This is a genomic window from Stenotrophomonas maltophilia (assembly GCF_002799155.1).
In the GTDB taxonomy this organism is placed as follows: Bacteria; Pseudomonadota; Gammaproteobacteria; order Xanthomonadales; family Xanthomonadaceae; genus Stenotrophomonas; species Stenotrophomonas maltophilia_R.
In genome coordinates this window covers 316316-333748 of sequence record NZ_NERD01000002.1, presented here as the reverse complement: position 1 = coordinate 333748, position 17433 = coordinate 316316, and the positions used below count along the sequence as shown (strand labels likewise).

Sequence of the window (17433 nt, the reverse complement as noted above, 5' to 3'; positions counted from 1 at the left end):
AGAGGCAAAGGGATCTGACCCCATGTCACTCACGCCCGCCAGCGCGTCTTCGTCAGCAGTTCGTCTTCCCAGTCGAAACCGAGCTGCCCCTCGCGCACGAACAGCGCAACGAAGTTGAGCAGGTTGCGCGCATACATCTCACTGGCCTGGGTCGCACCGCGACTGGCCAGGCCCAGCGGGCCATCGATGGTCACGCCCTGGTGTTCGATGCACTGCCCGGGCTGGGTCAGTGCGCAGTTGCCGCCACTTTCGGCCGCCAGGTCGACGATCACGCTGCCGGTGGCCATGCCCTCCACCATTGCGGCGGTCACGATGGTCGGCGCCGGGCGGCCCGGCACTGCGGCCGTGCAGATCACCACGTCCATGCTGCGCAGGTGGTCGGCCAGCCGACGCTGCTGCTCGGCGCGCTCCTCATCGGTCAGCGCCCGCGCATAACCGCCCTCGCCCGCCGCGCTGACCCCGAGGTCGAGGAAGCGCGCGCCCAGCGACTGGATCTGCTCGCGGGTTTCCGGGCGCACGTCAAAGCCTTCCACCTGGGCACCGAGGCGACGTGCGGTGGCGATGGCCTGCAGGCCCGCCACGCCGGCACCGATCACCAGCACCTTGGCCGGCCGCACGGTGCCGGCAGCGGTGGTCAGCATCGGGAAGAAGCGCGGCGCACGTTCGGCGGCGATCAGCGCGGCCTTGTAGCCGGCCATGCCGGCCTGCGAACTGAGTACATCCATCGCCTGCGCTCGGGTGGTGCGCGGCAGCTGCTGCAGCGGGAACAGCTGCAGGCGATCATCGACCGCCAGCGCGGCCAGCGCCGGATCGTTGGCCGGGGCCAGCAAGCCGACCACGCTGGCACCGGACCGAAGCTGCTCCAGCGCCGCTGCAGGGGGCGCCTGCACGCACAGCAGGATATCGATCTCGGCCCAGCGGCCCGCGTCGAAGACACGTGCGCCGGCATCGTCATAGGCGGCATCGGTGAAGCCGGCGGCCAGGCCGGCGCCGGCCTCGTACCAGACCGTAATGCCGAGGGCACCGAGCTTGCGCGCGGTTTCCGGCGTCAACGCCACGCGCCGTTCACCCGGCGCGGTCTCCTTGATCCCCAGCAACGCCACGGCCATGCAGGTCCCCGCTGATCGGTGAGTTTTCCCGATCCTAGCAGGCGGCCAGCGCTCAGTGCAGGGTGGCGCTGCCCGGGTCGAGGCGGTCGATCACGCCCTGCATGGCGCTGTCGAAGGCGCCATCGTCAACGTGGGCACGCAGGCGGCCCAGCCGCACCATCACCGCCAGCTCTTCCGGCGAGGCCACGCAGAAGCGCACGCCGCGACGGTTGACGAACAGCAGGCGCGAGGAAATCGGGCTGACCCAGGACAGCTTGCCCGCCTGGACCTTGCCGTCCTTGTCGACGAAGTCCAGCCAGTTGCCGATTTCCATGCGGCGGAAGCGGTCGGCATCGGCGTTGTCGAAGTCATCAGCGTCAATCTGGCCACCCAGTTCCACCGCCGGCGACTCGGCCACCGGCGGTGCCGGCAGCGCGACCTGCGGCAGCTCGGGCAGCGCACGCTGCAGTTCCGGCCGCGACTCGGCGATGCCCTGCAGCGTGTCATGCAAGGCGTCGATCGCACCGGTGGCCGCATCGCCGTGCACGCCGACGCTGGCAAATACCTTGGCCAGCACCGGCTGCCAGGCCTGCAGCCACGGCTTGCCGACGATCTGGCGGCGGGCCTCGGCCACTTCCTCCAGAAGGCCATCGCCAAGGCTCAATGCCTCGGCCACCGATGCGCCTTCTTCGCCCTCGCGCAGCAGCGCCAGGGTCAGGTGGTGCTGCCACGGCTGGCGCAGGAACTCGGCTATGGCCGGCGGCAGGGTGGCGTCGCCGATGCGGCGGTCCAGTTCCGCACTGGCCCGGCTGCGGGCCATTTCCAGCTTTTCCTGCCCGCGCTGCGTTTCCGCGGCCCGGCGCTCGGCGATTTCCACGCGGCGGCGGTGCTGCACCAGGAACTCGCGGAATTCTTCTTCCAGGGTCAGGAAGATCGCCAGGTTCTCGTTGAACTCTGCCACCAGGCGCTCGATGATCTCCTCGACCTTGGCCATCAGCATGCGCTCGGCCTGGCTCTCGCCGGTGTTGCCCTCGCAGGCCTCGGCCAGCGAGTTGAGCAACTTGCGCGCCGGATGGGTCTTCTGCACGAACATGCGGCGGTCGAGCATGGCCACCTTGACGAAAGGCACCACCAGGCGGCCGATCAGTTCGCGCGAGCGGCCTTCCAGTTCACGTTCATCCAGCATCACGTCGAACAGCATGCCGACCAGGTCGATCGCATCCTCGTCCTGCGGGTCCAGGCGGGTCTGGCCAGGGTCCACGCCCAGCTGGGTGGCGCTGGACAGCACTTCGCTTTTCAGCCGTTGTGCCAGCGATTCACCGTCCTCGCCGATGGCTGCACGCAGCGTCGCACTGGGCGTGGCCTGCAGCAGCGACAGCACCGACATCATTTCGCGCTGGCTGAGCGGACGCTGCTGGCCGATCGCCACCTGTGCAGCCGACGTCGCGTCCTCACGCACGTGACGGGTCTGCTGCAGCAGTTCATGCAGCGCTTCCAGCAGCATGCCCTGCTGGCCTGCGTAGGCCTCGCCAGCACCACCTTCTTCGCCGCCCAGGTGTTGCTGCATGTGGCCGCGGCGCTCGGACCAGCGCGCGGCAAAACGCTGCGCCCAGGCCGGTGCGGCCTGTTCGTCATCGCTGAATCCGGCATCGAAGCCGGTGCCCTGGCGTTGCTCGACCAGATCGTCAAGCACCCCGGCCATGCGCGGATCGGGCGCCGCCGACAGTGGGCGCTGCGGCGCGCCCATCTGCGACATCACCCCGGCCGCGGCCAGCTGCTCGTCCAGTTTCTCGTAGATGCGGCCGACCGGTGCGCGCAGGTCGCGCTCGCACAGCTTGATCAGTACCAGATGCACTTCCGGCGCCAGTTCGCAGCCGGCAAAGGCCTCGTGAATGGCCACGCCCAGGTGTTCGGGGCTGATCGGATTGTGGTCGGCGTCCAGCTCCGCGCCGCCGATCAACCGCCCCAGGCGGCGGTCCAGCCGCGCCAGCACCGGCTTGAAGTCGCGCAGCAGCACGGTGGCGAAATTGCGCACTGCCAACCGCGATTCCAGTACGTGCTCGGCCAGCAGGCTCAGGCCATCCTCGGCCGGCCCGGACAGGGTCGCCTCGGCCGACAGCGGCTCACCGGCCGCCAATGCGGCCCAGGCCTGCTGCAGGTGGCCGGCGAAGGCGGCAGCGATATCTTCACGGCGGCGGCGCAGTTCGCGCATCGCGTCCAGAAACAGCAACTGCGACGAGCCGGCATTGCCGGCGCGGTCGAACAGGGCATCGTCGAAACGCGCCAGCGCGGCCCCGAACGCCTGGCACAGCGCGGGCAGGACCATGTCCCGGGCAAGCTGGAGCTGGGCCGGGTCACGGCCCGGCGATCCCATCGGTGTGGGCACGCTCATCATTCGGGAAGGCTCCCCACCTTCTCTGGCACGACAGACAGCATGGACATCGCGACGACCGGCACACCCCATGTACCGGAACGTCGATGGTAGGCCGGCCAGCCCGTCACGGACAGTGAAACAGTCCTCACTTCAAACCTCATGACCGGCGGCCCGGCAAGACGGATATCGTAAGCCGTGCAAGGCCCACGAGGCGAGGGGAAGCGGCTGCCCGTTTCCCGCCAGTGGCATGATGTTCATCACAGTTTGGTATTCAGGGGCCGGACGCGACACAAACGGCGTCATTGACCACCCCGACTATAATCAACCACCCGTGATGACCGGTTCAGACTCCATGCCCGACCCCGCTGCCCTGCTCGCCCTGGATGCCCGCCGCTCGGTGCCCTCGCGGCAACTGGGCGAGCCCGGACCGGACCTGGCCACCCTGCAGCGGATGCTGGCCTCGGCGGTGCGCGTGCCCGACCACGGCAAGCGCGTGCCGTTCCGCTTCCTGAAAATCGCCGGCGATGCACGTCACACTCTGGGCGACTTCCTGGCCGAACGCAGCCGCCAGCGCGACCCGCATGCCGGCGAGGCCGTATTCGAGAAGGACCGCCAGCGTTTCAGCCACGCCCCGCTGGTGATCGTGGTGGTCGCCAGCCCGCGCCCGGACCCGAAGGTGCCCGAACAGGAACAGCTGATGACCGCCGGCTGCGTCTGCTTCGCCCTGCTGCAGGCCGCGCAGGCGCTGGGCTTCGGCGCGCAGTGGCTGACTGCCTGGATGGCCTTCGATCCGGTCGTGCAGGCCCATCTGGGCCTGGTCGACGGCGAACGCATTGCCGGCTTCATCCACATCGGTACGCCCAAGGCCGACGTGCCCGAGCGCGAGCGCCCCGACCCCGCAGCCCTGCTGCGGGACTGGACGCCGCCGGCATGACCCTGCCGGCTCCGCCGCCGTCGCTGTACCTGGTCGACGCCAGCATCTACGTGTTCCGCGCCTGGCACTCGCTGCCGGACCAGTTCCAGGACGCCCAGGGCTGGCCGACCAATGCAGTGCACGGCTTCGCCCGCTTCCTGCTGGACCTGCTGGAGCGCGAGCGACCGCGGCATATCGCCATCGCCTTCGACGAAGCGCTGGACAGCGGCTTCCGCCACCGGCTGTATCCGGCCTACAAGGCCAACCGCGATCCGGCGCCGGAGGCGCTCAAGCGCCAGTTCGTGCACTGCAAGGCCCTGTGCGCGGCGTTGGGCCTTGCCGTGCTGGCCCACCACGAATACGAGGCCGACGACCTGATCGGCAGCGCCCTGCACGTGCACCGCGGCAGCCATCGCGGGGTGATCATCTCCGCCGACAAGGACCTGTCGCAGTTGCTGCTCGACCACGACGAGCAGTGGGACTACGCCCGCAACCAGCGCTGGGACGTGGCCGGCGTCAAGGCACGGCACGGCGTGCACGCGCACCAGATTGCCGACTACCTGGCGCTGTGCGGCGATGCGGTGGACAACATTCCTGGTGTCAGTGGTGTCGGCAGCAAGTCCGCCGCCGTGCTGCTGGCCCACTTCGGCAGCATGGATGCACTGTACGAACGCCTGGACGAAGTGCCGTTCCTGCGCCTGCGCGGCGCCGCACAGATGGCGGTGCGCCTGCGCGAACAGCGCGAGCACGCGCAGCTCTGGCGCCAGCTGACCACCATCGCGCTGGATGCGCCGCTGGAAGGCAGCCAGCCTGGGCTGCTGCGCCAGTCGGCCGATCCGGAGCTGCTCGGTGGCCTGTGCCAGACCCTGCGCTTCGGCCCGATGACCCGCCGCCGGCTGTTCGATGCCGCTGGCGTGGCCGACCCCGTTCCCACTCCCTCTTTTTCCCATTCCGGCGAACCCGCATGAACCAGCGCAACACCGAAGCCCCGCGCGTCGTCTATGAAGGCAAGTACCAGCGCATGCTGGTGCGCGGCACCTGGGAATACAGCGAACGTACCCATGCCGGTGGCCTGGCCGCGATCATCATCGCCGTCACCCCGGAGGACAAGGTGCTGTTCGTCGAGCAGTTCCGCGTACCGCTGCAGGCCCCCACCATCGAGATGCCGGCCGGCCTGGTCGGTGACATCGATGCAGGCGAATCGATCGAAGTCTCGGCCGTGCGCGAGCTGGAAGAAGAAACCGGCTGGACCGCCGATCACGCCGAGGTGCTGATGATCGGCCCGACGTCTTCCGGCGCCAGCAGCGAGAAGATCGCCTTCGTGCGTGCCACCGGACTGCGCCGGGTCGGCGAAGGCGGCGGCGATGACAGCGAAGACATCACCGTGCACGAGATTCCGCGCGACGAGGCTGCGGCCTGGCTGGTGCAGAAGATGGGTGAAGGCTACGAGCTGGATGCCAAGCTGTGGGCCGGCCTGTGGATGATCGAGCACCACCTTGACGGGCGCCCGCGTGGCTGACGCCGACCTCCACGCCTTGCCGGCGTTGCTGGGCGCCGACGACCCGCCGATCTACACGATCCACCACGCACAGGGCGCCTCGCCGTACCTGCTGCTGGCCGATCACGCCGGGCAGCAGGTGCCGCATGCGCTGGACAGGCTGGGCCTTGCGCAGCCTGAGCTGGATCGCCACATCGGATGGGACATCGGCATTGCCGGCACCACCCGCGCATTGGCCGAACGGCTGGATGCCTGGGCGATCGAACAGACCTACTCGCGGCTGCTGATCGACTGCAACCGCCCGCTGGCCTCACCTACGCTGATTCCGGAAGTGAGCGACCACACCATGGTGCCGGGCAATGCCAGGCTGTCGGTGGCGCAGCGGCAGCAGCGCATCGATGCGATCCACGCGCCCTACCACGCACGCATCGACGCCGAACTTGATGCACGCCGCGATGCCGGCCGCCCCACGTTGCTGGTGATGATGCACAGCTTCACCCCGGCCATGAACGGCATGCAGCGGCCGTGGCACGCCGGCGTGCTGTACCACCAGGACACGCGCTTTGCGCACGCACTGCTGCAGGCACTGCGCGACGAAGGCGACCTGGTGGTGGGTGACAACGAACCGTATTCGGTCAGCAGTACCAGCGACTATGCGGTGCCGGTGCATGGCGAAGGGCGCGGCCTGGTGCATGTGGAACTGGAAATCCGCCAGGACCTGATCACCGATGCCACCGGGCAACAGGCATGGGCGGAACGGCTGGCGCGGATCTTCAACGCATTGCAGCCGGGGTTGCTGGCCTTGGCATGATCCCATCCACGCATGGCGTGGATGGTGTTGTTCAACGCAGTGCAGGCGCGTCCATCCACGGGAACGGCTTGAAGCCGCGCACCTGCAGCGTTGCGCCAACAGCGGCGAAGTCATCCTTGATCGCCTGCGCACGCTTGCGGTCCAGTGCCTGGCCCAGCAGCAGCGGCAACGCACGACAGCGCGGCAGCGCCTCGCCCACCCGAATCTCCAGCAGGTGCGCCACGCGCCGGGCCACTGCCTTGACCTGTGCCTCCGGGCACGCGACCAGCACCAGATCGAACGACGCGAAGATGCCCGCACCAATGCCGGCCTCGCGCGCCGCCGCCTGTTCCCCGGCGTCCGCTTCGCCCAGCGCCTCGTCGATGCCTTCAACCTGCCGGAACGCGTCGAACTCGGCGTAGTACGCCAGCGCCCGTGCATGGTCGGCCAGCGTGGACAGCGGCCGCTGCCGCTTCTGCACGTCGAGCACGTCGGCGAAGGTCGCCGGTTCAAGAAAGGTGGACAGGCCCAGCGCGCGCGCCTCGGCGGGAACATCACCGTCGTCGTCGAATGCCTCGCCTTCATCGGCCGGCAGCCAGAAACGCGCCTGCAGCAGATCGCCCCCGGTGGCATGCACCCAACCGAAGGAGGCGTACACCGCATCGTCATCATTGCAGGCCGCAAAGGCGCACAGGGTCTGTTGCAGGTCCAGCAGTTCGATCATGCGTCGTTGCCCAGGCAAGCGGTCACTGCCGAGTCTACCGGTGCCGGGCGCAGGCCCAGCGCGATCACCACGCCGAACAGCGCGAACAACGCCGCGCCATACTCGGCGCGCACCAGCCCGGCCAGTGCACTCGACGAGCCGGCGGCACCCGCATCGGCATTGGCCACCATCACCAGCACCGCCAGGCCCAACGCGCCGCCGATCTGCTGTGCAGTGGCCGCCATGCCCGAGGCCACGCCCTGCTGGGCAGCGGGAACCCCCTGCCCGGCCACGATCCACATCGAGGTCCAGGTCATGCCCTGGCCGATGCTCAGTACCACCACGCCGGGCAGCAGCGGCCAGAAGTTCGCGCCGTGCGGCAGCGTCGCGGCCACCCAGGCGATACCGATGGCACCGGCCAGCTGCCCGACCACCAGCACCTTTCGCGCGCTCCAGCGCTGCAGCGTCCATTCGGCCAGCTGGATGCCCACCGTGCAGACCGCGGTGGCGGGCAGGAAGGCCAGGCCGGCCTGCAGCGGGCTCCAGCCATAGCCATCCTGGAAGTACAACGCCATGAAGTAGTACTGCACGCCGTAGCTGCTCATGAAGGCGAAGGTCAGGCCCAGCGCGGCACGCAGGCCCGGCAGGCGCAGCAGCGCGAACTGCATCAGCGGATCGCGGCTGCGCTGCTCGATCTGCACGAACGCCACCAGCAACAGCACCGACAGCAGCAGGCAGCCGAGCGTGGCCGGCGCCGTCCAACCCCATTCCGGGCCCTGCACCAGCGTGGTCACCAGCAGGCTGCCGCCGAGGGTGACGGTGATGCAGCCGGCCAGGTCGAACGAACGGCCATGCGCACGCGGGCCGTCGGCCGGTAGCCATGCACCGGCTGCGACCGCACACGCCGTGGCCAGCGGCACGATCACCGCCAGCACCGCCGGCCAGCCGAACGCCTGGGTCAGCACACCACCGAGCAGGGTGCCCAGCGCCAGGCCAACCGCGCTGGCCATGCTCCAGATCGCCAGGGCGCGGTTGCGCACCGGGCCTTCCGCGTACAGCGTGTTGATCAGTGCCAGCGTGGCCGGGAACAGCAGCGCCGCGCCGATGCCCTGTGCCGCGCGCGCGATGATCAGCAAGGTGGCATCCGGCGCCAGCGCGCCGAGCAGCGAGGCCAGCGCGAACAGCAGCATGCCCAGCCGGTAGAAGCGGCGGCGGCCGATCAGGTCGGCGGCGCGCCCGCCCAGCAGCAGGCTGCCGCCGAAGGCCACGGTGTAGGCACTGACCACCCATTGCAGCTGCTGCGCGTTGATCTGCAGCGCGCGCCCCATGTCATGCAGGGCGACGAAGATGATGGTGGCGTCCAGGGCGATGATCAGCTGGGCGGTGGCCAGCAGGGTCAGCGCCCAGCGCGGGTATTTGAGGGGATGCATTGGCGGTCCGGCGCAGTGGGGGAGCGCAGTCTCATTGATGCAGACCAATCAATAAACCCCATGCCCACGATATCTGTCATGATTTTCCGCATGAATGGAGCCTCGATGGACCTCAATGCGGTGCGCATGCTGGTGCAGGTGGCCGAAGCCCGCAGTTTCACCGTGGCTGCCGGCCAGCTGGGCCTGAGCCAGTCCGGCCTGTCGCGCGCGATCGGGCGGCTGGAAGTGTCGCTGGGGGTCAAGCTGCTGCAGCGGAACACCCGCAACGTGGCGCTGACGCCGGATGGCCGTCAGTTCGTGGAACAGGTGGCACCGCTGCTGGCCGGCCTCGACGATGCCGAGCGGCAATTGGCGGACCGCCCGTGCACGCCCTCGGGCACATTGAAGATCAGCGCGCCATCGATGTTCGGGCGCAAGGTGCTGGTGCCGCTGCTGGCGCCGTTGCTGCAACAGCACCCGCAGCTGCAGGTGGAAGCGGTGCTCAGCGACCGCCTGGTCGATCTGGTCGAGGAAGGTTTCGATGCCGCGCTGCGCACCGGCGTCATCGCCGACCAGCGCATCGTCGCACGCCCGCTGCGTCCGCTGCGCTGGGTGACGGTGGCCAGCCCCGCCTATCTGGCCCGCTGTGGCGCGCCCAACGATGTCACCGCGCTGCAGGACCATGCCTGCCTGGCGGTGCGCAACCTGCGCAGTGGCCGGCTGGTGGATTGGCAGTTCGTGCAGGAGGGCCAACTGCGTGAGTTCACCCCACCGACGCGGATGGTGTTCGACAGCGGCGATCCGCTGGTGGAAGCGGCGTTCGCCGGCATCGGCATCGTGCAGGTGATGGATTTCGCGGTGGCCGACGCGCTGGCGGACGGCCGCCTGCAACGCGTGCTGCAGCGGTTTGAAGGCCGCAGCCGCGCGCTGTCGCTGATCTACCCGCCCTCGCGCCAGCATTCGCCGAAGCTGCAGGTGCTGGCCGACGCGTTGCTGGCAGGGCAGTGGTAGCGCCGGGCGTGGCCCGGCGCCACCGCTGAGGCGTTGCCGGCCAATGGCCGGCACTACCATCGATCAGGCGAAGCTATCGGTGGCGCGCACCAACGCGTCCACGTTCTCGGCTTCAAACGCCGAATGGCCCGAGGCCGGGGTGATCTCCAGCTTCGCCTTCGGCCACACCTTGGTCAGGTCCCAGGCGTTGGCCAGCGGGCAGACCACGTCGTAGCGGCCGTGCACGATCACGCCCGGGATGTCGGCGATGCGGTGCGCGTCGCGCAGCAGCTGGTCTTCCACTTCGAAGAAGCCGCCGTTGACGAAGTAGTGGTTCTCGATGCGGGCAAAGGCCAGGGCGAAGTGCGGGTCTTCGTGGCTGTTGATGAAGTCGTCATCGACGTGCAGGAAGCTGGTCGCGCCTTCCCACACCGCCCACGCCTTGGCCGCTTCCAGGCGGGTGGCTTCGTCGTCGCTGGTCAGGCGGCGGTGGAAGGCCGAGATCAGGTCATGACGTTCCACCGCCGGAATCGGCTTCAGATAGTGCTCCCACGCATCCGGGAACAGGCGGTTGGCACCCTCCTGGTAGAACCATTCCAGCTCCCAGCGGCGCAGCATGAAGATGCCGCGCAGGACCAGTTCGGTCACGCGCTGCGGGTGGGTTTCGGCATAGGCCAGGGCCAGGGTCGAACCCCAGCTGCCGCCGAACACCTGCCAGCGATCCACCTTCAGATGCTCACGCAGCTTCTCGATGTCGGCGACGAGGTCCCAGGTGGTGTTGTCCACCAGGTCGGCGTGCGGGGTGGAACGGCCGGCACCGCGCTGGTCGAACAGGATGATGCGGTACTTCGACGGGTCGTGGAACTGGCGCATCTTGTCGCTGCAGCCGCCGCCCGGGCCACCGTGCAACATCACCACCGGCTTGCCGTCCGGGTTGCCGCACTGTTCGAAGTACAGCGTGTGGCGATCGTCGACCTTCAGGGTGCCTACGTCGTAGGGGGTGATGGCGGGGTACAGCGTACGCATGCTTGCAGCTCCAGGGTGATGCCCTGCCGGGGCAGGAGAACCTCCATTCTAGGCCGGACGCCGGCCCAGGGTGATCCGGTCGCGCTGCTCCAGGTCCTGCACGGTCTGCACCTCCGCAAAACCCGCGGCCTCGAACAGCGCGCGGATCGCCGCACCCTGGTCCCAACCGTGCTCGATCAGCAGCCAGCCGCCGGGCAGCAGATGGGCCTGGCCACCGTCGACGATGCGGCGGATGTCATCCAGCCCATCCACGCCGGAGGCCAGCGCGGTGGCCGGTTCGAAGCGCAGGTCGCCCTGTACCAGGTGCGGGTCATCACTGGCGATGTACGGCGGATTGCTGGCGATCAGGTCGAACCGCGCGCCCTGCAGCGGCGCATACCAGTCGTGCCCGCCCTCGGCGAAGCGGACGTTGCCCAGTTCATGGCGGGCGGCATTGCGCGCGGCCACGGCCAGCGCACCGGAGCTGGCATCGGTGGCCAGCACCTGCGCTTGCGGCCGTTCGCTGGCCAGGGCCAGCGCGATCGCGCCACTGCCGGTGCCCAGGTCGGCCAGCTGCAGTGCGCGGCCCTGTGGCAGGCGATCCAGCGCGAGCTCCACCAGCAGTTCGGTTTCCGGGCGCGGGATCAGCGTGGCCGGGTCGACCTCCAGGTCCAGCGTCCAGAAACCGCGGCGGCCGGTCAGGTAGGCCACCGGCTCGCCAGCCACGCGGCGGGCCAACAGGGCTTCGAAGGCGACCTGGTCGGCGGTGGCGAGCGGATCGGTGGCATGCGCGAACAGCCAGCTGCGAGGGCGGTCCAGCACGTGCAGCAGCAGCAGTTCGGCCTCGTGGCGGGCGTCGACGCCACCGAGGCGGGCACTGGCCTCGGCCACGACTTGGCGCAGGGAGGATTCGGGTTGCAGAGACATTCCGCAATTGTAGAGCCGAGCCCACGCTCGGCTGCTTCTGGAGCACCGGAGCGTGGCTCGACTCTACAAAAGCCGGAAACCGTTCAGGTTCCGCCTGAGGGGATAAGGAGGGGCTATCGGCCCCATTCAACCGTCCCAGAAGATTTTCCTTGTCACACAGGCAGTTGCAGGACGGGGGCGACAAGGTTCAGTGCCTGCTCATCGGCTTTTGATAGCCTACGTCTATCAAATAGATGCAATCAATGGATTGTTCTTATCGCGAGCGAATCGGTAACCTAGCTCCTGTCGATTCACCCACTCCCCTTCACCAGAGGAAAAATGATGTCCCTCATCAACACCCAGATCCAGCCGTTCGAAGCCAACGCTTACCACAATGGCGAGTTCATCAAGGTTTCCGACAACAGCCTGAAGGGCCAGTGGTCCGTCCTGATCTTCATGCCGGCCGCCTTCACCTTCAATTGCCCGACCGAGATCGAAGACGCCGCTGACCACTACGCCGAGTTCAAGAAGGCCGGCGCCGAGGTCTACATCGTCACCACCGACACCCACTTCTCGCACAAGGTGTGGCACGAAACCTCGCCGGCCGTCGGCAAGGCCCAGTTCCCGCTGGTCGGCGACCCGACCCACCAGCTGACCCGCGCCTTTGGCGTGCACATTGAAGAAGAAGGCCTGGCCCTGCGCGGCACCTTCATCATCAACCCGGAAGGCGTGATCAAGACCCTGGAGATCCACTCCAACGAGATCGCCCGTGACGTCGCCGAGACCCTGCGCAAGCTCAAGGCTGCCCAGTTCACCGCCGCCAACCCGAACCAGGTCTGCCCGGCCAAGTGGAAGGAAGGCGAGAAGACCCTGACCCCGTCGCTGGACCTGGTCGGCAAGATCTAAAGCAGTACCGGCCTGCCGTGGCCCCACGCCACGGCGCGCCTTTCATCCCCGTGCCGGTCCCCCCGCCGGCGTGGGGGTGAACCCAAGACAGCCAACGCTCGCCCGCCTTGGCCAGCCAGCCCCTTCCACGGTCGCTGTCTTGGGTTCACCCCTACCCCCTGCTGGTCCGCTACCTTCTACAGCGGTGCCACGCCCCCTGTTTGCCTGAAGCCAGGAGAAGACCCGATGTTGGACGCCAACCTGCAGTCGCAGCTGAAGACCTATCTGGAGCGCGTGACCCGCCCGATCCAGATCACCGCGCACGCCGACGACGGCGCCAAGTCGCAGGAAATGCTGGAACTGCTGCAGACCCTGGAAAGCCTGTCGGACAAGATCTCGCTGCAGGTCCTGCGCGACGGCCAGGGCCGCGTGCCGTCCTTCGACCTGGGCACGCCGGGCCAGGACATCCACCTCACCTTCGCCGGCCTGCCGATGGGCCACGAGTTCACCTCGCTGGTGCTCGCGCTGCTGCAGGTCGGCGGCCACCCGTCCAAGGCCACCGCCGAGCTGATCGAGCAGGTGCAGAACCTGGAAGGCGAATACAAGTTCGAAACCTACTTCTCGCTGTCCTGCCAGAACTGCCCGGACGTAGTGCAGGCCCTGAACCTGGCCGCGGTGCTCAACCCGCGCATCCAGCATGTGGCCATCGACGGCGCCCTGTTCCAGGACGAAGTCGAGAAGCGCGAGATCATGTCGGTGCCGACCGTGTACCTCAACGGTGAAGTGTTCGACCAGGGCCGCATGACCCTCGAGCAGATCGTAGCCAAGCTGGACACCAATGCCAGCAAGCGCGACGCCGAGAAGATCGCCGCCAAGGACGCCTTCGACGTGCTGGTGGTGGGCGGTGGCCCGGCCGGCGCGGCGGCAGCGATCTACGCCGCACGCAAGGGCATCCGCACCGGCATCGCCGCCGAGCGCTTCGGTGGCCAGGTGCTCGACACCATGGCGATCGAGAACTTCATTTCGGTAAAGGAGACCGAAGGCCCGAAGCTGGCCACGGCGCTGGAACAGCACGTGCGCGAGTACGAGGTGGACATCATGAACCTGCAGCGCGCCAGCGCGCTGGTGCCGGCCGGTGAAGATGGCCTGGTGCAGGTGCAGCTGGAGAACGGCGCGGTGCTGAAGTCGCGCTCGGTGATCCTGTCCACCGGCGCGCGCTGGCGGCAGATGAACGTGCCGGGCGAAGACCAGTACCGCAACAAGGGCGTGGCCTACTGCCCGCATTGCGATGGTCCGCTGTTCAAGGGCAAGCGCGTGGCGGTGATCGGTGGCGGCAACTCCGGCGTGGAAGCGGCCATCGACCTCGCCGGCATCGTGTCGCATGTAACCCTGCTGGAGTTCGATTCCAGCCTGCGCGCCGATGAAGTGCTGCAGAAGAAGCTGCGCAGCCTGGCCAACGTCACCGTGCTGACCAGCGCACAGACCACCGAGGTGCTGGGCGACGGCAGCCGCGTCACCGGCCTGGTCTACAAGGACCGCGTCGGTGGCGACGCCCACCGCGTCGAGCTTGAAGGCATCTTCGTGCAGATCGGACTGCTGCCCAACACCGAGTGGCTGAAGGATGTGGTGGCGCTGTCGCCGCGTGGCGAAGTCGTCATCGACGATCGCGGCCAGACCAATCTGCCGGGCGTGTTCGCCGCTGGCGATTGCACGACGGTACCCTACAAGCAGATCATCATCGCCATGGGCGCCGGTTCGACCGCCGCACTGAGCGCGTTCGACCACCTGATCCGCTCGTCGGTGAGCAACAGCAGCGGTGCCGTTGCTGAAGCGGCCTGATCCACCGTTCCCAGATCACCGGGAGCATTGTCTGCCTGTCGGGTAACCATGCCGTCAGCCGGTCCGTTACCCCTGGGGTGTAAGGATGAACCTACGTGATCTGAAGTACCTGGTAGCCCTGGCCGACCACAAGCATTTCGGTCGGGCTGCCGCCTCCTGCTTCGTCAGCCAGCCCACGCTGTCGACGCAGATCCGCAAGCTGGAAGAAGAGCTGGGCCTGCCGCTGGTGGAACGCGCACCGCGCAAGGTGATGCTGACCCCGGCCGGCCAGGAAGCGGCGGCACGGGCACGGGTGATCGTGTCCGAAGTGGAACAGCTGAAGGAAGCGGCGCGACGCAGCCGCGATCCGGAGGCCGGTACGGTGCGCCTGGGGATCTTCCCGACCCTGGGCCCGTACCTGCTGCCACATGTGATCCCGCGCATCCGCGAGCGTTTCCCGGAGCTGGAACTGCTGCTGGTCGAGGAAAAGAGCGACGTGCTGCTGGACCGCCTGCGCGAAGGCAAGCTCGACGCTGCGCTGCTGGCGCTGCCGGTGATCGATGACCAGCTGCATGCCGAATTCCTGTTCGAAGAGCCGTTCCTGCTGGCCGTGTCCGGGCGCCACCCGCTGGCCCGTCGCGAACACCTGGACGTACAGGAACTGGCCACGCAGAAGCTGCTGCTGCTGGAAGACGGGCATTGCCTGCGCGACCAGGCACTGGAAGTCTGCCGCCTGTTCGGCGCCAACGAGAAGTCCGAGTTCCGCGCCACCAGCCTGGAAACGCTGCGGCAGATGGTCGCTGCCGACGTCGGCATCACCCTGCTGCCGAGCCTGTCGGTGCAGCCGCCGGTCCCGCGCTCGAACAACATCCGCCTGCTCGATTTCACCGGCGAAGGCCGTCCCAGCCGCCGCATCGCCATGGTCTGGCGCCGCAGCTCGGCCATGAACGATTTCCTGATGGAGTTGGCCGATCAGTTCAAGCGCCTGCCGCAGGCGCTGTTTACCCTGGAAGCGCTCAATGCCGCCAGCGATGCGGCGCCGCTGCCCGGCCCCGCGCTGAACGGCTGAGCCCCCGCAGCACCGGCCCGGAATCGGCAGGAGTCGATTCCGGCCGCATTTGTCCCCACAATACAGACAGGCGGCGCCAGCAGGTGCCGCCTTTTGCATGGCTTTCAACCAAGGAGCTTCACCATGAACACCGCCAGCGGCCTGCCGCCGTCGATCACCGTTTCTACCTTCGACATGGACCGCCTGGACGCCATGCTCGAATCCCCTGCGCTGAGCCAGACGCCTGCCGCGCTCGCGCTTGCTGAAGAACTCAACCGTGCCACCGTGCTGGCACCGGACCAGATTCCCGAAGGCATCGTCATGATGCATTCGCGCGTGGAGTGCGAAGATGAAGTGTCGGGCGAGAAGCATGTCCTGACCCTGGTCTTCCCCCGCGAAGCCAACGTCGATGAAGGCAAGGTTTCCGTGCTGGCCCCGGTCGGCAGTGCCCTGCTCGGCCTGTCGATCGGCCAGAGCATCGACTGGAATGCGCCCGGCGGCCGCAAGTTGCGCCTGCGCGTGACCGCGGTCCACAACGACCGCCCCTGATTACCGCTGCGCACCGCGCGCGATTCGATCCCCCTGCACCAGGAGCCGTAATGAGTACCCCGTCCAAACTGTCCCAGCTGCGCGAACTGTCCGTGGTGGTTGCCGATACCGGTGACTACGATGCCATCAAGCGCCTGCAGCCGGTGGACTGCACCACCAACCCGACCCTGGTGAAGAAGGCGCTGGACCTGCCGGTCTACGCCGAGCTGATCGAACGCGAACTGGCCTGGGGCCGCCAGCAGACGGGCGACCGCGAAGCCGTGGTGAACGCCGTGGCCGACCGCCTGACCATCGGCGTCGGCGCGCTGCTGAGCACGCTGGTGCCGGGCCGCGTGTCCACCGAAGTGGATGCCGACCAGGCCCACGACACCGCCGCCACCGTGGCCAAGGCCCGCCAGTTCATCCAGATGTACGCCGATGCCGGCGTACCGCGCGAGAAGATCCTGATCAAGATCGCCGCGACCTGGGAAGGCGTGGAAGCCGCGCGCATCCTGCAGGCCGAAGGCATCGACTGCAACCTGACCCTGATCTTCAACCCGACCCAGGCGCTGGCCTGCAGCGAAGCCGGCGCATTCCTGATCTCGCCGTTCGTCGGCCGCATCCTGGACTGGTACGTGGCCAACGGCCAGGCCCCGGCCAGCATCGACGAAGACCCGGGCGTGAAGTTCGTGCGTGGCGTATATGCCGAATTCAAGCGGCGTGGCTCGCCGACGGTGGTGATGGGCGCCTCGTTCCGTTCGACCGCGCAGATCGAAGCACTGGCCGGCTGCGACCGCCTGACGATTTCGCCGGACCTGCTGGAGAAGCTGGACGCCGACCACGGTGAGTTGCCGCGCAAGCTGGTGGCCGGTGCGGCCGATGGCGTGGCGGTGGCCCCGATCGATGCGGCGAAGTTCGCAGCCGACCTCGCGGCCGATCCGATGGCGACCGAGAAGCTGGCGACCGGTATCGATGCGTTTGCCAAGGATCTGCAGGCGCTGCGCGAGCGCATTCGTTCGGAACTGTGAGGATTTCGGCCAACGGCTGAGCCCCTCGTGGCGGGCGGTTTTGTAGAGTCGAGCTTGCTCGACTGACTGCTGAAGCAACAGCCGCGCTGGGTCGGGCGGGTTGGGTTCGCGGGGGACGCCGTGAACCTGTCCATGGGGGCTTGGCCGCGGCATCCATGCCGCGGATACCCCCGCGAACCCAACCCGCCCGCCCTCTGACAGTTTCCTGTGGCCGCCCGCCACGGAAGAAAGAAAGAAGAGCAACAGCGGGTCGCGCGCTTCGCTTGCTCGCAGCCGAGCATGGCTACGCCGGTCGTCCTGACCGGCACCCTCCGGGCCGTCGCAAGCGACGTTGGCAGCGGCTCCTGCCGCTGCCTTCCGCTCTACAGAAAGCACTGCAGGATCAAACAAAAAGGACGCGGTGAACGCCGCGTCCTTTTTCTTTTCCACCAGTTCGTCAATAACCCGTGC

16 protein-coding genes are annotated in these 17433 nt (G+C 67.8%); 10 read left to right on the top strand and 6 right to left on the bottom strand.

The window, feature by feature from the left end; all coding sequences use genetic code 11:
* Window positions 1-29: 29 nt before the first annotated feature.
* A complete protein-coding gene (locus B9Y82_RS01980; RefSeq protein WP_100471362.1) occupies window positions 30-1109 on the bottom strand; it encodes an NAD(P) transhydrogenase subunit alpha in 1080 nt (359 codons plus the stop codon).
* 52 nt (window positions 1110-1161) lie between these two features.
* Window positions 1162-3483 carry a DUF1631 domain-containing protein gene (locus tag B9Y82_RS01975; RefSeq protein WP_100471361.1) on the bottom strand — a complete coding sequence of 774 codons (2322 nt, stop codon included), beginning with the start codon at window positions 3481-3483 and terminating at the stop codon, window positions 1162-1164.
* Window positions 3484-3814: 331 nt separating this feature from the next.
* Here B9Y82_RS01975 and B9Y82_RS01970 point away from each other — a divergent pair, with 331 nt between their 5' ends.
* From B9Y82_RS01970 to B9Y82_RS01955, 4 genes are read left to right on the top strand one after another with little or no spacing between them, the layout of a single operon-like run.
* On the top strand, window positions 3815-4396 hold the full coding sequence (locus tag B9Y82_RS01970; RefSeq protein WP_100475158.1) for a nitroreductase family protein: 582 nt from the start codon (window positions 3815-3817) through the stop codon (window positions 4394-4396).
* Window positions 4393-5343, top strand: a complete 951-nt coding sequence (locus B9Y82_RS01965) for a 5'-3' exonuclease (protein WP_100471360.1) — start codon at window positions 4393-4395, stop codon at window positions 5341-5343. Before B9Y82_RS01970 ends, B9Y82_RS01965 begins: the two co-directional genes overlap by 4 nt.
* On the top strand, window positions 5340-5894 hold the full coding sequence (locus B9Y82_RS01960; RefSeq protein WP_100471359.1) for an NUDIX hydrolase: 555 nt from the start codon (window positions 5340-5342) through the stop codon (window positions 5892-5894). Before B9Y82_RS01965 ends, B9Y82_RS01960 begins: the two co-directional genes overlap by 4 nt.
* A complete protein-coding gene (locus tag B9Y82_RS01955) occupies window positions 5887-6684 on the top strand; it encodes an N-formylglutamate amidohydrolase (RefSeq protein WP_100475157.1) in 798 nt (265 codons plus the stop codon). Before B9Y82_RS01960 ends, B9Y82_RS01955 begins: the two co-directional genes overlap by 8 nt.
* Window positions 6685-6715: 31 nt before the next feature.
* On the opposite strand, the gene B9Y82_RS01950 is transcribed toward B9Y82_RS01955, so the two are convergent.
* On the bottom strand, window positions 6716-7387 hold the full coding sequence (locus tag B9Y82_RS01950) for a DUF7716 domain-containing protein (RefSeq protein WP_100471358.1): 672 nt from the start codon (window positions 7385-7387) through the stop codon (window positions 6716-6718).
* Entirely contained in the window at window positions 7384-8796 is a 1413-nt protein-coding gene (locus tag B9Y82_RS01945; RefSeq protein WP_100471357.1) for an MFS transporter, read from the bottom strand. The genes B9Y82_RS01950 and B9Y82_RS01945 overlap by 4 nt, the downstream gene beginning before the upstream one ends.
* A gap of 105 nt (window positions 8797-8901) precedes the next feature.
* On the opposite strand from B9Y82_RS01945, the gene B9Y82_RS01940 reads away from it, so the two are divergent.
* Window positions 8902-9786, top strand: coding sequence for a LysR family transcriptional regulator (locus B9Y82_RS01940; protein ID WP_100471356.1), 885 nt, complete (start codon window positions 8902-8904; stop codon window positions 9784-9786).
* 63 nt (window positions 9787-9849) lie between these two features.
* On the opposite strand, the gene pip is transcribed toward B9Y82_RS01940, so the two are convergent.
* Entirely contained in the window at window positions 9850-10791 is a 942-nt protein-coding gene (gene pip, locus B9Y82_RS01935) for a prolyl aminopeptidase (protein WP_100471355.1), read from the bottom strand.
* Between the two features lie 48 nt (window positions 10792-10839).
* Window positions 10840-11697, bottom strand: coding sequence for a peptide chain release factor N(5)-glutamine methyltransferase (prmC, locus tag B9Y82_RS01930; protein WP_100471354.1), 858 nt, complete (start codon window positions 11695-11697; stop codon window positions 10840-10842).
* Between the two features lie 321 nt (window positions 11698-12018).
* Here prmC and ahpC point away from each other — a divergent pair, with 321 nt between their 5' ends.
* From ahpC to B9Y82_RS01905, 5 genes are all read left to right on the top strand, one after another.
* Window positions 12019-12582 carry an alkyl hydroperoxide reductase subunit C gene (ahpC, locus tag B9Y82_RS01925; RefSeq protein WP_014036055.1) on the top strand — a complete coding sequence of 188 codons (564 nt, stop codon included), beginning with the start codon at window positions 12019-12021 and terminating at the stop codon, window positions 12580-12582.
* Between the two features lie 225 nt (window positions 12583-12807).
* Window positions 12808-14400 carry an alkyl hydroperoxide reductase subunit F gene (ahpF, locus tag B9Y82_RS01920; RefSeq protein WP_100471353.1) on the top strand — a complete coding sequence of 531 codons (1593 nt, stop codon included), beginning with the start codon at window positions 12808-12810 and terminating at the stop codon, window positions 14398-14400.
* An 85-nt stretch (window positions 14401-14485) separates the two neighbouring features.
* A complete protein-coding gene (locus B9Y82_RS01915; RefSeq protein WP_100471352.1) occupies window positions 14486-15448 on the top strand; it encodes a LysR substrate-binding domain-containing protein in 963 nt (320 codons plus the stop codon).
* A gap of 123 nt (window positions 15449-15571) precedes the next feature.
* Window positions 15572-15976 carry a nucleoside diphosphate kinase regulator gene (rnk, locus tag B9Y82_RS01910; protein WP_065722817.1) on the top strand — a complete coding sequence of 135 codons (405 nt, stop codon included), beginning with the start codon at window positions 15572-15574 and terminating at the stop codon, window positions 15974-15976.
* A gap of 50 nt (window positions 15977-16026) precedes the next feature.
* Window positions 16027-16983, top strand: a complete 957-nt coding sequence (locus B9Y82_RS01905) for a transaldolase (protein WP_100471351.1) — start codon at window positions 16027-16029, stop codon at window positions 16981-16983.
* The last annotated feature ends 450 nt before the right edge of the window (window positions 16984-17433 follow it).

Excerpts from the sequence above, each read along its gene's own strand:
- B9Y82_RS01945 (WP_100471357.1), bottom strand. The coding sequence starts at position 8,796 with ATGCATCCCCTCAAATACCCGCGCTGGGCGCTGACCCTGCTGGCCACC.
- B9Y82_RS01980 (WP_100471362.1), bottom strand. The coding sequence starts at position 1,109 with ATGGCCGTGGCGTTGCTGGGGATCAAGGAGACCGCGCCGGGTGAACGG.
- B9Y82_RS01915 (WP_100471352.1), top strand. The coding sequence starts at position 14,486 with ATGAACCTACGTGATCTGAAGTACCTGGTAGCCCTGGCCGACCACAAG.
- prmC (WP_100471354.1), bottom strand. The coding sequence starts at position 11,697 with ATGTCTCTGCAACCCGAATCCTCCCTGCGCCAAGTCGTGGCCGAGGCC.
- ahpF (WP_100471353.1), top strand. The coding sequence starts at position 12,808 with ATGTTGGACGCCAACCTGCAGTCGCAGCTGAAGACCTATCTGGAGCGC.
- B9Y82_RS01965 (WP_100471360.1), top strand. The coding sequence starts at position 4,393 with ATGACCCTGCCGGCTCCGCCGCCGTCGCTGTACCTGGTCGACGCCAGC.
- B9Y82_RS01950 (WP_100471358.1), bottom strand. The coding sequence starts at position 7,387 with ATGATCGAACTGCTGGACCTGCAACAGACCCTGTGCGCCTTTGCGGCC.
- rnk (WP_065722817.1), top strand. The coding sequence starts at position 15,572 with ATGAACACCGCCAGCGGCCTGCCGCCGTCGATCACCGTTTCTACCTTC.
- B9Y82_RS01905 (WP_100471351.1), top strand. The coding sequence starts at position 16,027 with ATGAGTACCCCGTCCAAACTGTCCCAGCTGCGCGAACTGTCCGTGGTG.
- B9Y82_RS01940 (WP_100471356.1), top strand. The coding sequence starts at position 8,902 with ATGGACCTCAATGCGGTGCGCATGCTGGTGCAGGTGGCCGAAGCCCGC.
- ahpC (WP_014036055.1), top strand. The coding sequence starts at position 12,019 with ATGTCCCTCATCAACACCCAGATCCAGCCGTTCGAAGCCAACGCTTAC.
- pip (WP_100471355.1), bottom strand. The coding sequence starts at position 10,791 with ATGCGTACGCTGTACCCCGCCATCACCCCCTACGACGTAGGCACCCTG.
- B9Y82_RS01960 (WP_100471359.1), top strand. The coding sequence starts at position 5,340 with ATGAACCAGCGCAACACCGAAGCCCCGCGCGTCGTCTATGAAGGCAAG.
- B9Y82_RS01970 (WP_100475158.1), top strand. The coding sequence starts at position 3,815 with ATGCCCGACCCCGCTGCCCTGCTCGCCCTGGATGCCCGCCGCTCGGTG.
- B9Y82_RS01975 (WP_100471361.1), bottom strand. The coding sequence starts at position 3,483 with ATGATGAGCGTGCCCACACCGATGGGATCGCCGGGCCGTGACCCGGCC.